The sequence below is a fragment of the Corynebacterium mucifaciens genome, from assembly GCF_012396315.1.
GTDB lineage: Bacteria > Actinomycetota > Actinomycetes > Mycobacteriales > Mycobacteriaceae > Corynebacterium > Corynebacterium mucifaciens.
Genome location: NZ_JAAXPF010000007.1, coordinates 23,345 through 36,870 on the forward strand (window position 1 = coordinate 23,345; position 13,526 = coordinate 36,870).

Annotated in this window: 12 protein-coding genes; 6 read left to right on the forward strand and 6 right to left on the reverse strand. The window is 68.9% G+C overall.

Annotated elements, in window-relative coordinates:
• Positions 1–37: 37 nt before the first annotated feature.
• Entirely contained in the window at positions 38–1,387 is a 1,350-nt protein-coding gene (pta, locus tag HF989_RS07045) for a phosphate acetyltransferase (protein WP_168685188.1), read from the forward strand.
• Complete coding sequence (locus HF989_RS07050; protein ID WP_168685190.1) at positions 1,388–2,593, forward strand: acetate kinase; 1,206 nt, start codon at positions 1,388–1,390, stop codon at positions 2,591–2,593.
• A gap of 7 nt (positions 2,594–2,600) precedes the next feature.
• On the opposite strand, the gene HF989_RS07055 is transcribed toward HF989_RS07050, so the two are convergent.
• The 3 genes from HF989_RS07055 to HF989_RS07065 are packed head-to-tail and all read right to left on the reverse strand — an operon-like array spanning position 2,601 to position 7,350.
• A complete protein-coding gene (locus tag HF989_RS07055; protein WP_168685191.1) occupies positions 2,601–4,973 on the reverse strand; it encodes a serine/threonine protein kinase in 2,373 nt (790 codons plus the stop codon).
• On the reverse strand, positions 4,970–5,971 hold the full coding sequence (locus HF989_RS07060; RefSeq protein WP_168685192.1) for a transporter substrate-binding domain-containing protein: 1,002 nt from the start codon (positions 5,969–5,971) through the stop codon (positions 4,970–4,972). Before HF989_RS07060 ends, HF989_RS07055 begins: the two co-directional genes overlap by 4 nt.
• The gene (locus HF989_RS07065) at positions 5,968–7,350 is read right to left on the reverse strand and encodes a hypothetical protein (protein ID WP_168685193.1); all 1,383 of its coding nucleotides are present in this window, start codon (positions 7,348–7,350) and stop codon (positions 5,968–5,970) included. Before HF989_RS07065 ends, HF989_RS07060 begins: the two co-directional genes overlap by 4 nt.
• 37 nt (positions 7,351–7,387) lie before the next feature.
• Between HF989_RS07065 and HF989_RS07070 the strand changes: the two genes are divergently transcribed.
• The 4 genes from HF989_RS07070 to HF989_RS07085 are packed head-to-tail and all read left to right on the forward strand — an operon-like array spanning position 7,388 to position 10,583.
• Entirely contained in the window at positions 7,388–7,867 is a 480-nt protein-coding gene (locus HF989_RS07070; RefSeq protein ID WP_168685194.1) for an NUDIX hydrolase, read from the forward strand.
• A complete protein-coding gene (locus HF989_RS07075) occupies positions 7,860–8,798 on the forward strand; it encodes an ABC transporter ATP-binding protein (protein WP_168685195.1) in 939 nt (312 codons plus the stop codon). The genes HF989_RS07070 and HF989_RS07075 overlap by 8 nt, the downstream gene beginning before the upstream one ends.
• Positions 8,791–9,522: an ABC transporter permease gene (locus HF989_RS07080; protein ID WP_168685196.1), complete on the forward strand. Its 732-nt coding sequence runs from the start codon at positions 8,791–8,793 to the stop codon at positions 9,520–9,522. The genes HF989_RS07075 and HF989_RS07080 overlap by 8 nt, the downstream gene beginning before the upstream one ends.
• 53 nt (positions 9,523–9,575) lie before the next feature.
• Complete coding sequence (locus HF989_RS07085) at positions 9,576–10,583, forward strand: endonuclease domain-containing protein (protein ID WP_168685197.1); 1,008 nt, start codon at positions 9,576–9,578, stop codon at positions 10,581–10,583.
• A 68-nt stretch (positions 10,584–10,651) separates the two neighbouring features.
• Here HF989_RS07085 and HF989_RS07090 read toward each other — a convergent pair whose 3' ends face one another.
• From HF989_RS07090 to HF989_RS07100, 3 genes are read right to left on the reverse strand one after another with little or no spacing between them, the layout of a single operon-like run.
• Complete coding sequence (locus tag HF989_RS07090; protein WP_168685199.1) at positions 10,652–12,124, reverse strand: phospholipase D-like domain-containing protein; 1,473 nt, start codon at positions 12,122–12,124, stop codon at positions 10,652–10,654.
• A 7-nt stretch (positions 12,125–12,131) separates the two neighbouring features.
• A complete protein-coding gene (locus HF989_RS07095) occupies positions 12,132–12,923 on the reverse strand; it encodes an exodeoxyribonuclease III (RefSeq protein ID WP_168685200.1) in 792 nt (263 codons plus the stop codon).
• A gap of 5 nt (positions 12,924–12,928) precedes the next feature.
• Positions 12,929–13,525 (reverse strand): GNAT family N-acetyltransferase, cg3035/Rv0428c family, encoded by a 597-nt coding sequence (locus HF989_RS07100; RefSeq protein WP_168685201.1) that lies wholly within the window; start codon positions 13,523–13,525, stop codon positions 12,929–12,931.
• Position 13,526 lies beyond the last annotated feature (1 nt).

Below are 13,526 nucleotides of genomic sequence, written 5' to 3' on the forward strand. Positions count from 1 at the left end.
AACTCGTGGGTGTTCGACCACGACGAAAGGTGAAGCCATGTCTCCCCGTCAATCTTTGCTGGTAACCCTCGCTAACCGCACGTTCGACGGCCTTGATCTGCAGCAACTTGCCAGCCGGCTCGACCTGGCGGTCGTGCGCCTGACGGGCGACAGCGTGGCCGATATTTTCAACTCGGAGCAGGTCACGGATGTGCCCTCGCTGTACGTGGGCACCGGGGACTACAACTTCGACGCCCAGCTCGCCGCCGCCATCGGGGTCCCGGTGGTGCTGGCTGCGGGCGACGAGGCAGTGGCCGGCCTCGCACAGGCACGCATCGAGGAGGCCGGGGCGACCGTGGCGTCGGTAAGCACGGGCGATCTCGGGGACCTGCAGGTCGCTGACGTTGGCGCCCGGCAGGTGATGAGCCCCGTGGTGTTTGAGCGCCAGCTGATCGAGCAAGCGAAGGCCAACCGCAAGCACGTGGTGCTGCCGGAGGGTGAGGACGACCGCATCCTGCAGGCCGCGGACCAACTGCTCAAGCAGGGCGTGGCGGAGCTGACCATCCTCGGCGACGTCGACGACATGCACCGTCGCGCCCACGATTTGGGCTTGGACCTGTCCGGCGCGCACCTGATCAACCACCTCGAGTCGGAGCTGGCCGACGAGTTCGCCGCGGACTTTGCGGAGCTGCGCAAGAAGAAGGGCGTGACGCTCGAAGAGGCGCGCGAGACCATGAAGGACGTGTCCTACTTCGGCACCATGATGGTGCACAAAGGCCTGGCAGACGGCATGGTTTCCGGCGCGGCGCACACCACGGCGCACACGATTAAGCCGTCCTTCCAGATCATCAAGACTGCCCCCGGCACCTCCGTGGTGTCCTCGATCTTCCTCATGGTCATGCAGGACCGCCTGTGGGCGTTCGGCGACTGCGCGGTGAACCCGAACCCGACCGCGGAGCAGCTCGGCGAGATCGCCGCGGTGTCCGCGCGCACCGCCCAGCAGTTCGGCATCGACCCCAAGGTGGCCATCCTGTCCTACTCCACCGGCACCTCCGGCTCCGGCCCGGACGTGGACCGCGCGGTGGCCGCCGTTGAGGCGGCCCGGCAGGCGGACCCTGAGCTGCTGGTGGATGGCCCGCTGCAGTTCGACGCGGCGTGCGATCCGGAGGTGGGCAAGAAGAAGGCCCCGGATTCCCCGGTGGCGGGGCAGGCCAACGTGTTCATCTTCCCAGACCTGGAGGCGGGCAACGCGGGCTACAAGATCGCCCAGCGCACCGGCGGCGCCCTCGCCGTTGGACCGGTCCTGCAGGGCCTGAACAAGCCGGTCAACGACCTGTCCCGCGGCGCGACCGTGCCGGACATCGTGAACACCGTTGCCATCACGGCGATCCAGGCAGGGGCGAAGTAGATGTCCTACGTCCTTGTCATCAACTCGGGGTCTTCCTCCATCAAGTTCCAGATCGTTGACCCGGCGGCGGACGCGTCGGACACCCCGTTCGTCTCCGGCCTGGTGGAGCAGATCGGCGAGCCGCAGGGCCGTGTCACCATCAAGCACGACGGCCAGAGGTACGTCGTGCAGAAGCGGGTGCCCACCCACGCGAGCGGCCTGGAGGAAACGTTCAAGCTTCTCGATGCCAAAGGCATCGGCCCCACCCACCTAGACATCGTCGCGGCGGGCCACCGCGTGGTGCACGGCGGTATGGTGTTCTCCCAGCCGGAGCTGATCTCGGACCCGGTGGTGGAGAAAATCCGCGACCTGATCCCGCTGGCGCCGCTGCACAACCCGGCGAACATCGACGGCATCGAGGTCGCCCGCGCCCTGCTGCCGGACATCCCGCACGTGGCCGTCTTCGACACCGGCTTCTTCCACGACCTGCCCCCGGCGGCGGCGCTGTACGCCATCAACGCCGAGGTGGCGGGGCAGAACCTGATCCGCCGCTACGGCTTCCACGGCACCTCGCACGAGTTCGTCTCCTCCCAGGTTCCGGGGCTGATTGGCCGCGACCCGCAGCACACCCGCCAGATCGTGCTGCACCTGGGCAATGGCGCGTCCGCCTCCGCGGTTGCCAACGGCCACCCGATTGACACCTCCATGGGCCTGACGCCGCTGGCCGGCCTGGTCATGGGCACGCGCTCCGGCGACATCGACCCGGGCATCATCTTCCACCTGGTGCGCGAGGGCGGCATGTCCATCGACGAGATTGACAACCTGCTCAACCGCCAGTCCGGCGTGAAGGGCCTGTCGGGCGTGAACGACTTCCGCGAGCTGCGCGCCATGATTGAAAACGAGGACGACAACGCCTGGCTGGCCTACATGGTGTACCTGAACCAGCTGCGCCGCTACATCGGCTCGTACATGATCGCGCTGGGGCGCGTGGACGCCATCACGTTCACCGCGGGCGTGGGCGAGAACGACCAGGCCGTGCGCATGGACGCCCTGGACAGCCTGCAGATGTACGGCATCGAGGTCGACCCGGTGAAGAACGCGCTGCCCAACGACGGCCCGCGCATCATCTCCACCGACGAGTCCAAGGTGAAGGTGCTGGTCGTGCCCACCAACGAGGAGCTGGCAATCGCGCAGAAGGCCGCCGCCGTGGCCGCGCGCGTGCGATAAGCGCGCCTTAGAACCAGGTGGCGGGGCGCACCTTGTTGGCCATGTCCACCAAAGCGTACCGGTGCCTGGGGTAGGGGGCGATGCGCGCCTGCGCCCGCAACGTGTGCGCCAGCCCGCGTCGCAGCTCCCGCATGGTGAAGGGGTACTCAAACAGGGGAGCGGGGCCGGCGGTGCCGTGTTCGCGCAGGTGGGTGAGCCCCGCTTCGATCACGGACACCTTGATCTGCAAGAAGCGCGGTTCGGTGGAGGGGATCTGCTCCAGGCGCCGGGCAGCCAGGCGGATCTGCGACTCGGTGGGTTGGCCCGCAACCAGGCAGAGGATCGCCGTTAGCTGCGCCATGCGGGAGTGGCGCGAGGCGCCCGGCACCTTGTCCAGCGCCTTGATGGCCAGGTCCACCTCTTCTTCGCACATGAGCATGCGCGCCAGCCCAAACGCGGACGACACCGTGGTGGGGTTGGTCAGCCACACTAAGGCGTACAGGCGGATGGCGTGGAAGCGCAGGCCCTCCGGCGACGGCGTGTGCATGGACCAGGTGGCGTCGGTGACCCCGGACGCGGCCATCTGCTCGAACGCGGAGTTCGGCACGTCGCAGAGGTGCTGGGCGAGGCCGGCAGCTGCGGGCGCGAGCTCGTCGTCAAGCAGTTCGCTGTCCTGCAACCCTTCTTCCTGCAGGATGAGCTCGCTGACGGCCGCCAGCGCCAGCTTCGGCGCGGCCTCGCCCGGCAGCTGGTACAGCACCTGCGCGAACGAGTTCTTGGCGGCGTCGAAGTTGCCCAGCAGCGTCTCCACCACGCCGGTGTACCAGCAGTAGCGCCAGTTGGAGCCGAAGCGCTCGGTCAGCGAGCGCAGCCAGGCGCGCGCCTGCCCGGTCAGGCCCAGGTCAATCATGGTGCGCACGACGCCGAACGGGATCTCCACCGAGTGCTCGTACTGCGGGGTGGACATGGCGTGGCGCAGCATCTCGAGCGTTTCGCGCGGCTCGGCGTAGGAGGATCCCTGCAGCATGGTGGCGCCGACGTCGGAGCGGTCGATCAGCGGCGAGGGCAGCGCGGCCACCACTTCCTGCGGGGTGATGTCCACGCTGCGCGCGATGCCGTCGATGAGCTGGTCGGTGCGAAACACCAGGTGTTTGGTGCCGAATGTCGTGCGCTGCGGCGAGAAGAGCGAGTGCTGCGCGGGGAACGTGCGCCCGTCGCGCACCGCCACCACCTCGCGCAACACGCCGAGCAGCTGCGCCTCCAGCTCGGGCAGGCTGGTGAAGCGCCGCGCCGGGTCCTCGTCGCAGCAGCGCGCGATCAGGCGGTATAGGGAGGTGTACTGGCGAAACAGGGGTTCCTCCGCCGGGGTGGGAATGCCCGCGTCGTACACGCCGTCGGTCTGCGGCAGGTCCACCACCAGTGACGCGAGCGTGCGCCCCACCGTGTACACGTCCGACGCGATCGAGGGGCCCTGCGACGCCACCTCCGGCGCCTGGAACCCCTTCGTGCCGTAGATGAAGCCGAAGGCGCCGATGCCGGAGACCGCCCCCATGTCGATCAGCGTGACCCGGTCCTCGGTGACGATGATGTTGTCGGGCTTCAGGTCGTTGTACACCACCCCGCGCGAGTGCAAGTAGTCCAGCGCCGGCAGCACCTCGAGGAGGTAGGCGATGGCGATGTCCGGCTCGATTACTCCGCTTTTCGACGCGTTCCGCCACGCCCGCAAGCTCGGCCCACCCACGTACTCCATGACCGTGAACCCGCCGGGCACGCGCGGATCGTCGATGAAGTTAAAAATCTGCACGATGCCGGGGTGGGTGATGTCCGCCAGGAATTCCCGCTCCGCCGCGGCCGCGGCCGCCTCGTCCGGGTTCTCCGTCGAATGCAGGCCCTTGAGCACCACCACGCGACCGGCCACGTAGTGGTCCTGCGCCAGGTAGATCCAGCCCATGCCGCCGTGGGCGATCACACCCATGATCTCGTACTGGCCGGCCACCACGTCGCCCGGCTGCAGCACCGGCGGTGTGAGCCCCTTGCGCACCACGGCCGGCTCCGGGTCGATCAGCGCCTCCTTCGGCTGCGTCGGCTCCACCCAGGGCAGCTCCACCATGCCGTCGGCCACCACGCGGGTGACGCGCCGGGCGCCGCGGCGCTCGCGGAAGGTGTCCAGCGCCTGCCTGCGCGAGCGCTGCGACGTGTCCTCGCGCTTGCCGCCCTTGCGCAGCTTGTCCAAGTCCTGGAGCAGCCCGGCCATCTCGCCCATGGCCGAGTAGTCGGTCTCGTCCTCGTCGTCCGCAAAGGGGTCGAACGCGACGGCCTCGGTGGCCGGCTCCTCGTCGTCGGCGAACGGGTCGAACGCGACGGCCTCGGTGGGTTGGGCTTCTTCGGGTGTGTCGCTCATTGCTCCTCTTTCCGGTACATCAGCGGCGGCGGGGAGGATGCTGCGATGGAGCCGCCGAGCCAGGTGCCGTAAAGCTCGGACCACGTGCCGTCGTTACGCATGCGCTCCATCGTTGCGTTCACCTGCCGCACGAGGTCCCCCTGGCCCTTGCCCACGGCCACGCCGTAGTACTGCGTGGCCAGCGTGCCGGGCAGGATGCTCACGTAGGGGTCCTGGGCGGCCAGGCCGGCCAGGATCGCGTCGTCTGCCATGACCGCGTCCGCCTGGAACTGCTGGGTTGCCATGAGGCAGTCCGACCACGAGCGGGTGCGCAGCAGCGCCGAGTGCGGGGCGAACGCGCGGGCAATCTGGTCGAGGTTGGTGCCGTCCACGATGCACACCGTCTTGCCCTCGAGCTGGTTGATGTCTGCCACGCCGCGGTCGCGCGGCACGAGCACGCGCACGCGCGAGGTGAGGTAGGGGGTGGAAAACTCGACCTCGTCTGCGCGCTCCGGGGTGATGGACATCGTGCGGATGACCACGTCCACATCCCCGGTGTGCAGCGCGTCCGTGCGCGCCGCGGAATCCACGAACCGCAGGTCTACACGGTCCGCGCCGGCGGCGTCGCCGAAGATGTCGTCGGCGATGGCGCGGGCGAGATCCACCTCCAACCCCTGCAGGGTGCCGCTGGCAGTATCGCGGTAAGCCAGCAGGTAGAGGGACTGGTCGATGCCCACCACCAAACGCCCGCGGTCGCGGATGCGGTCCACGCTCGGGGTGACCTCCTCGGCCCCGCGCGGGTTCAGGGAGCCCTCCCACTGCAGCCGCTGCGGCACGTACGGCTCGGCTGGCAGGCCCTCGGCGTCCTGCAGCGTCGCGTCGGGCGGCAGCGGCAGCACCTCGCGGGTGGGGGAGGCCGCAAGCTCCGGGTCGGCGGGTGTGTCCACCGGCGTCGGCGCGTCCGCGCAACCGGCAAGCAGCGCCGCCACCGCCACGCATGCGATCAGCGTCCGTTTCACAGGTACTCACCCAACCTTCTGCGAATGCCGAGCCAGATGCACATCACCGCGAGCACCGACAGCAGCGCCACCGCCGCGGACACCCGGCGCGTGGCGTCCAGGGAGGCGTCGATGTAAGCCCGGGTGCTCCCGCGCGAAGACGCGATGAGCTCCGACAGCGCGGCGTCGAGCTCCCTGGACGCCGTCTCGCCTGCCGCGCCCCCGGACGCCAGCAGCGCCGCCGCCTGGTCGTAGCTGCCGGTGTTTAGGGCGGCGACCAGCTCGTTGTGATCGTAGGCCCAGGTGTTGAGGGCGGCGCGGGCGTCGTCGATAGGCTGCTGGCTGCCGCCGTAGGACTCGACCGTGCCGAGGGCGCCGCTTACTGACGCATACGTTCCGTCAAACGCCCGCGACGAATGCACAACGGACTGCCGGCGCAGCAGCGCGAAGGTTTCGTCCGTGCGGGTCTCCAACGCGTCGATGCGCGCGGCGGTGAGCTCCTCCCACGGCTGGGCGGCGCGCTCGTAACCCACCGAGCCGTTGCGCCACGACTGGTAGTTGGACACGCCCACCCAGCACAGCGACACCACAACAGCGAGCGTGGCGGCGAGGAAGCCCCGGTTGAGGCGGCGCCGGAACACGCGCCACAGCCACCACTGCGCGAGCAGCAGGAACGCCAGGGCCGCCAGCAGGCCGGACAGCGGGACCCACTGGGGCTGGGACAACCGGCGCATCTCCGCCGCCACGTCCGCGCGGGTGAGCGCGTTGACCTCGGAGGCGGCCACCAGCATGCGCGAGCGCATGATGCCGGAGGCCTCGGACATGTACGCCACGCCCACCGGGTTGCCCATCCGCTGGTTCACGCGCGCCCGCTCGTTCAGGGCGGCGTAGACGGGAAGGTCGCGCTGGATGTCGCCCACCAGCGCTTCGATCCGGGCGCTGGAGGGGGAGTCCGCCTCCACCGCGCCCTTGTAAATCTCGCCGGCTGCGGTGACCGCGGTATCGATCGCCGCCGCGTACGCCCGCGTGTCCTCCTCCGACAGCGGACCGGGCTGCACAAAGCCGCCGGCGACGATGGTGTCCGCGCGCAGCAGGGAAGTGGACAGCAGATGGGCGGCGGCGCTCATCGGCTCGGTGGCCTCCCGCACCGTGTCCAGGGCCTGGTTGCGCCCGGCCATGGACTGGCTCATGGACAGCCCCGCCGCCAACAAACTCGCGGTGAGCAGCACCATCACCACAATGATCTTGCCCGGCGTGGTCTGCGCGAACGCCTTGCTGCGCCGCCCCAGCCGCAGCGGACCGGCCAGCGGGCCGTGGATCACGCCGTGCAGGCGCGGGTGCGCAGGCCGCGTTTCAAGCTCGTCGAGCCACGCGTCGTCGCTCACCGGCTGCGTCACCATTCCGCAATGATAACCGTTGCCACCTACAGTGGGTGCCATGCTTGGCGACGGAAACGGCTGGGTCCACGCACCCGACGGCACACGACTCTGGGGGCTCTACGGCGCGGCCGGCCTCTTCCTCGTCGCCGGCGAGGGCGACAACGCGAAAGTGCTGCTCCAGCACCGCGCCGTCTGGACCGCCCAAGGCGGCACGTGGGGCGTGCCTGGCGGTGCCCGCGACAGCCACGAGACCCCGGCCGAGGCCGCCATCCGCGAGTCCGTGGAAGAGTGCGGCATCGACCCGGGCCGCATCCGGGTGGTGCAGGAACTGGTCACCACCGACGTGCCCGGGTGGAGCTACACCACCGTCATCGCGCGGTGCGACGCCCCGCTTGCCGTCACCGCCAACGAGGAGTCGGAGGAGCTGCGGTGGGTGCCACTGCGCGACGTTTCGGGGTTTGCGCTGCACCCGGGCTTCGCGGCGTCGCTAGGCAATGTGCTCGAAATAGCGATGGGGCATACTGATCCGCATGATTGAAGTGCAAGGCCTGACCAAGCGGTACGGCGCCGTCCAAGCGGTTGAAGACCTCACCTTCACGGTCAAACCCGGCGTGGTCACCGGCTTCCTCGGCCCCAACGGCGCAGGTAAATCCACCACCATGCGCATGATCCTGGGGCTAGACAAACCCACCGCCGGCACCGCGCTCATCGACGGCGTGCCCTACCGCTCCCTCGAGAACCCCGCGCGCAAAGTGGGCGCGCTTCTCGACGCCAAAGGGGTCCACCCCAACCGCTCCGCCCGCGCCACCCTGCTCTGGCAGGCGCAGGCGGCGGGCATCGAGCGCTCGCGCGTGGACGAGGTGCTCGCGCTGGTGGGCCTGAGCGACGTCGCCGGCAAGCGCGTCGGCGGCTTCTCCCTCGGCATGGGGCAGCGCCTCGGCATCGCGGCGGCGCTGCTGGGGGACCCGGAGTACCTGATCCTGGACGAGCCGGTCAACGGCCTCGACCCCGCCGGCATCCGCTGGGTGCGCAGCCTGCTGCAGTCCCTCGCCGCGGAGGGGCGCACCGTGCTGGTGTCCTCCCACCTGCTCGCCGAGATGGCCCAGACCGCCGAGGAGCTGATCATCATCGGGCGCGGGCGCCTGGTGGCCAACACCTCCGTGGCGGAGTTCATCCGCACCAACTCCGGGGTCACCACCATTGTGCGCACGCCGACCGAGGACGCGGCAGCCGCGCTGGCCGGCGCGTTAGAGCGCGAGGCGGTGGCGTTTCAGCGCGCGGAGGACGCTGACGGCCGCTGGGTGATCGAAGTGCCCGACCGCACCTCCGACGAGGTCGGCCGCCTGGCGTTCGCCGCCGGCGTGGCACTGTCCGAGCTTTCCGAGCGCCGCGCCTCCCTCGAAGAGGCCTACATGCGATCCACCGAGGGCCACGCCCAGTACGTCTCATCGGGAGGTACCAATGCTTAACCTGTTTCCCGCCGAGTGGACCAAGCTGCGCTCCACCGCCTCCTTCTGGTGGACCGCCGGCCTGATCCTGCTCTTCAGCGCCCTGTACGGCGCACTCTTCGGCACGCTTTCCCGCTCCGGCGGCCTGCCGTACATCCCCCTCCAGGTGGTGGCTACCGTGGCCATGACCACGGGCATCATCGTGATCGTGCAGCAATCCATGCTGGTCACCACCGAGTACCGCTTTGGCATCCCCGCCACGAACTTCCGGGTGGCGCCCAAACGGTGGCAGGTGGCCCTGGTCAAGCTGGCACTCGGCGCCCTTCTGGCGGCCGTGCTCACATGCCTGGGGTTGGTCCTCGCCTTCGTGCTCGGCGACCTCACCGCCACCGTGCCCGCCGACTGGCCCAGCAACCCCGCCGCGCGGCGCTCGCTGTGGGCCGTGCCGCTGGGGATGGCGCTGATTGCCATGTTCCAGCAGGGCGTGGGGTGGCTCGTACGCAACACCTCCGGCGCCGTGGTGACGGGCATGGGCATGATGCTGCTGGTAGAGACCGTCGTCGTGCTCATCCCGCGCCTCGGCCCCGACGTGGCGAAGTACCTCCCGTTTGGCAACCTCATCGCGTTCATGACCAACCAACCCACCGCGTACTGGTCCCTCGGCACGTCGCTGGGCATCTTCGCGGTGTGGGCGGTGGCGCTGTGGGCCGCTGGCCTGGTCACGCTGGAGGCCCGCGACGCGTAGGCGGCCCGTATTGGGTACTGTTCGGGCTGGGTTACTGAACGGGGGGTTCAGACATGGAAGGTTCGCGCAAGAACGCGCTGCTGGAGCTGTTGGTGGACGTTCGTCGGGTCGCCGCGCACGACGAGGCGACCCACTCGCGGTTACGTGATGGCGAGATGCGGCAGCTGACCGCGTCGGTGTACGTCGAGAAGGCGCAGTGGGACGCGTTGCCCGGCTACGAGCAGGAGTTTCTCCGGTGCTGCGCCGCGTCCAGGCAGAGCCGGAAGGCGATTTTGGTCGGCTTCTCGGCCGCCCGCATGTGCGACGTGTGGGTGCACTCCGACGTCAAGCCTGGCGTGCAGGTCGCGTTGCCGAGCGGCAAGCCGCCGTCGGCAAAGTCGCAGAGCCCGGGTATCGAGTACAAGCGAATGGCGGTCCCGGCCGAAGACGTGGTCGAGCGCGCCGGGATCCGCTTCACCAACGCCGTCCGCACCGCCGTGGATATCGCCCGCAGCGCCGGGGAGCGGTCCGGCATCATCGCGTTTGAAAGCCTCTTGGCGGGGTGCACCGACGCGCAGGCCGACCTCGTGCGGCAGGAGTGCACGGCGCTGATGCGCCGCATGAAGGGCACGAAGGGCATTGGCAAGGCGCGGGCTGCGCTCGCGAAGGCCACCAACCGGTCCGAGTCCGCGTACGAGACGCTGCTGCGGCTGATCCTGCAGGAGCACGGCATCACATGCCACGCCCAGGTGAGCATTGGCCCGTACCGGGTGGATCTGCTGGCCGGGGACGTCATCATCGAAATCGACGGCCGGGTGAAGTACGCAAAGCAGCCCGAAGACGTGGTGCTGAAACAACTCGAGCGGGAGGACTGGTTGCGGGAGCAGGGCTTCAAGGTGCTGCGCGTCAGGACCGGCGAGATCGACCGCAACGAGGTAGAGGTGGTGCGCCGTGTTCTAGACAAGCTCGAGGAGGAATCGCGGCCGTTGCGGGAGCAGCCGCGCCTGTGCGAGCCGAGGGGGCCGCGGCGCCAGCAGTTCTTCCCCCAAGCGCTGGCCGAGCAACTCGGCCGCAAATGGTGAACTAAGCATGGTGAGAATGCGCCAAAATGGGCCAGTTTCACCATCCTTGGTTCACCATCTGCGTACCCCTACTGCAGCGCGGACGTCAGCTTCATCACGTTGTCCACGTACCGCCGGTACCAGGGCCTGCGCGACCACCGCTCGAGCGTCAGCTCCCGAGACACGGCCAGGTAGTTCGCACCGAGCTGCTCAAGCGCGTTGATGAGCCCGCCGGAGGCGACAAGCAGGGACGATTCGTAGTTCAGCGAGAACGAGCGGATGTCCATGTTGGAGGACCCCACCACGCCGACGCCGCCCTCGCGCCCCGGATCCGCAAGCACGAACTTCGTGTGCAGCACGTAGGGCGCCGGGAACTCCCAGATGCGCACGCCGGCCTTGAGCAGCTGCTCGTAATACGCGGACTGCGCGTGCTGCACCACGAACTGGTCGGCCCGCTCGCCCACGAGCAGGTCCACGCGCACCCCGCGATAGCAGGCGGAGGTGATCGCCTCCAGCAGCGATTCCTCCGGCACGAAGTAGGGCGAGCACAGGGTGAGCTGCTCTTTCGCGTTGTGCACGATCGTGTTGAACATGCGCAGGTTCGGCTCGGTGAGGTAGCCCGGCCCGGAGGGCACGAGCTGGAGCACATTGCTTCTCGACGCCTCCTCCGGCCCCTCCACCGCCTGGAACTGCGACTCCAACTCCATCGTCTCCCCGGACTCGGTGTACCAGTCCACGGCGAACATGGACTCGATGGAGCCCACGATCGGGCCCTCCAGCTCCACGAATGCGTCGACCCATTGGCGGCCGGCGCGTCGGTGGCCGCGCATGAGGTAGCCGCGGTCGATGAGGTTGAACGAGCCCATCAGTGCCACCCGCGAGTCGATCACCACCAGTTTGCGGTGGTTGCGCAGGTCGGGGCGGCGCCAGCGCCCGCGCAGGGGTGCCAGGGGCAGCATCATGTGCCAGTCCACGCCAATCGCAGTCAGCCGCCGCTTCAACGCGCGGAACCCGGGGTATTTGGCCGAGCCGATGTGGTCGAACAGCAGCCGCACGTGCACCCCTCGCGCGACGGCGCGCTCCAGGGCGCGGAACACCACGTCGGTGGTGTCGTCCCAGGCGACGGCATAGATTTCGATGGAGATGGTGGCGGATGCTTCGTCGATAAGCGTGGCCATGCGCCGCATTGTCTTGCTGTAGTCCGCCCACAGGGCGCGCACTTGGCCGCGGACGGCGGGGTAGCCGGTGAGCTCGCGGTTGAGGTGGACCAGCGACGCGGTCTCGGGCGGGAGGTGGCGGACCGTGTCGTCGGGGCCGGCCCACGCCCCGTCCAGCGCGCGGCGCGCCCGCACCTGGATGCGGTGGCGGCGGCGGGAGACAAACGTGGAGCCGAACAGCAGGTACAGCGGCAGACCCACCACCGGCAGGAGCAGGATGAGCAGCAGCCAGGCGTTGGCGGAGGACGGCTTGCGCCCGCCCGGCACCACGCCGATCATGACGAACTTTATGGCGTAGTCCACGACCATGGCCGCGAACTGCCACCAGGACAGGTCGAGCGTCATCGGTTGCTCATCGGACCTCGTCGTAGGCCAGGCCGCGGGTGTCGTACTCCACGATCACGGGTGCGTGGTCGGACGCGCCTTTGCCCTCGCGCTCTTCCACATCCACGTAGGCCTTTTCCACGCGCTCGAACAAGGGCTTGGTGGCCAGCTGGAAGTCGATGAGCATGCCCTCGTTTTTCTGAAACCGCATGGATTTGTAGTCCCAGAACGAGTACTGGTCCTCGTGCGTGACCTGGTGCAGCCCGGCCTCCAGCAGCATCTGGAACGCGGCGCGCTCCGGCTCCGTCACGTGGGTCTTGCCCTCGAACCAGGCCACGTCCCAGACGTCCTCATCGCGCGGGGCAACGTTGAAGTCGCCCATGTACACCTGCAGCTCACCCGGCTGCACCTGGCCCGCCAGGGACCAGAGGAACTGCAGCTTGTAGTCGTAGTGCGGGTCGCCGATCTCGCGGCCGTTGGGCACGTACAGGCTCCACACGTCCACCCCGCCGCAGAACGCACCCACGGCGCGCGCCTCGATCTCCGGGTCGCCCTTCTTGGCAAACCCGGGTTGGCCGTCGAAGTGGTCGCGGACATTGTCCAATCCCACCCGCGACGCGATGGCCACGCCGTTCCACTGGCTCACGCCCACGTGCGCGACCTCGTAGCCGGCCGCCTCGAACGTGGCGTAGGGGAACTTCGCGTCCGCGGTCTTCGTTTCCTGCATCGCCAGCACGTCCACGTCCTCGCGCTCGAGGAAGGCGGCGATCCGCTCGGCGCGGGTGCGCACCGAGTTCACGTTCCATGTGGCGATTCGCATGCGGCCTAGCCTAGCGCCAGCCGCCTGCGGTGGTGCTCGAGTGCTCCCTCGGGCACATCGCCTATCGACGCCACGCCAAAGGCATCCCCCGCCTCCCACACAACCTGCTCGTCCTGGAGCGTCCACCCGCTGTCGACGACCTTCAGCGCCGGTTTGCCAATCCGCTCGGGGATGGTCAGGCGCACGGGGAGGTCGCGCTGGGTGTAGAAGGACCGGATGGCGTCGATAGGCAGGGGCTCAAAGCCGGCCGAGGGGCCCAGCGGCACGGCAGAATTGGCCTCCTCGGTGGTGCCTGTGCGCATGAGCCAGCCGCCGGCCCAGGCCTCCTCGTGCACGTCGAGGCGCTCGGCAAGGCGGGCTTCCAGCGCGCGGATTTCGGAGTTGCGCACGGTGCGCGGGGACAGCTTCTTGATGATGTGCACGTCCGCGACCTCGATCGCCTCCTTCGCGGAGGGGAAACCGCCGACCTCCTGCGGGCGGATCACCAGCGGGTCCAGCGAGACCACGTGGCCGATGATGTCGCTGGCGTGCTCGCCGCGGCGCTGGCGCACTACGACACGGTCGCCGACCGCGACCTCGTCAGAGCGGAAAATCCGGGACACG

What these genes read in the sequence shown, in the direction of transcription:
- pta (WP_168685188.1), top strand. Translation starts at nt 38, where the DNA reads ATGTCTCCCCGTCAATCTTTGCTGGTAACCCTCGCTAACCGCACGTTC.
- HF989_RS07050 (WP_168685190.1), top strand. Translation starts at nt 1,388, where the DNA reads ATGTCCTACGTCCTTGTCATCAACTCGGGGTCTTCCTCCATCAAGTTC.
- HF989_RS07055 (WP_168685191.1), bottom strand. Translation starts at nt 4,973, where the DNA reads ATGAGCGACACACCCGAAGAAGCCCAACCCACCGAGGCCGTCGCGTTC.
- HF989_RS07065 (WP_168685193.1), bottom strand. Translation starts at nt 7,350, where the DNA reads ATGGTGACGCAGCCGGTGAGCGACGACGCGTGGCTCGACGAGCTTGAA.
- HF989_RS07070 (WP_168685194.1), top strand. Translation starts at nt 7,388, where the DNA reads ATGCTTGGCGACGGAAACGGCTGGGTCCACGCACCCGACGGCACACGA.
- HF989_RS07075 (WP_168685195.1), top strand. Translation starts at nt 7,860, where the DNA reads ATGATTGAAGTGCAAGGCCTGACCAAGCGGTACGGCGCCGTCCAAGCG.
- HF989_RS07080 (WP_168685196.1), top strand. Translation starts at nt 8,791, where the DNA reads ATGCTTAACCTGTTTCCCGCCGAGTGGACCAAGCTGCGCTCCACCGCC.
- HF989_RS07085 (WP_168685197.1), top strand. Translation starts at nt 9,576, where the DNA reads ATGGAAGGTTCGCGCAAGAACGCGCTGCTGGAGCTGTTGGTGGACGTT.
- HF989_RS07090 (WP_168685199.1), bottom strand. Translation starts at nt 12,124, where the DNA reads ATGACGCTCGACCTGTCCTGGTGGCAGTTCGCGGCCATGGTCGTGGAC.
- HF989_RS07095 (WP_168685200.1), bottom strand. Translation starts at nt 12,923, where the DNA reads ATGCGAATCGCCACATGGAACGTGAACTCGGTGCGCACCCGCGCCGAG.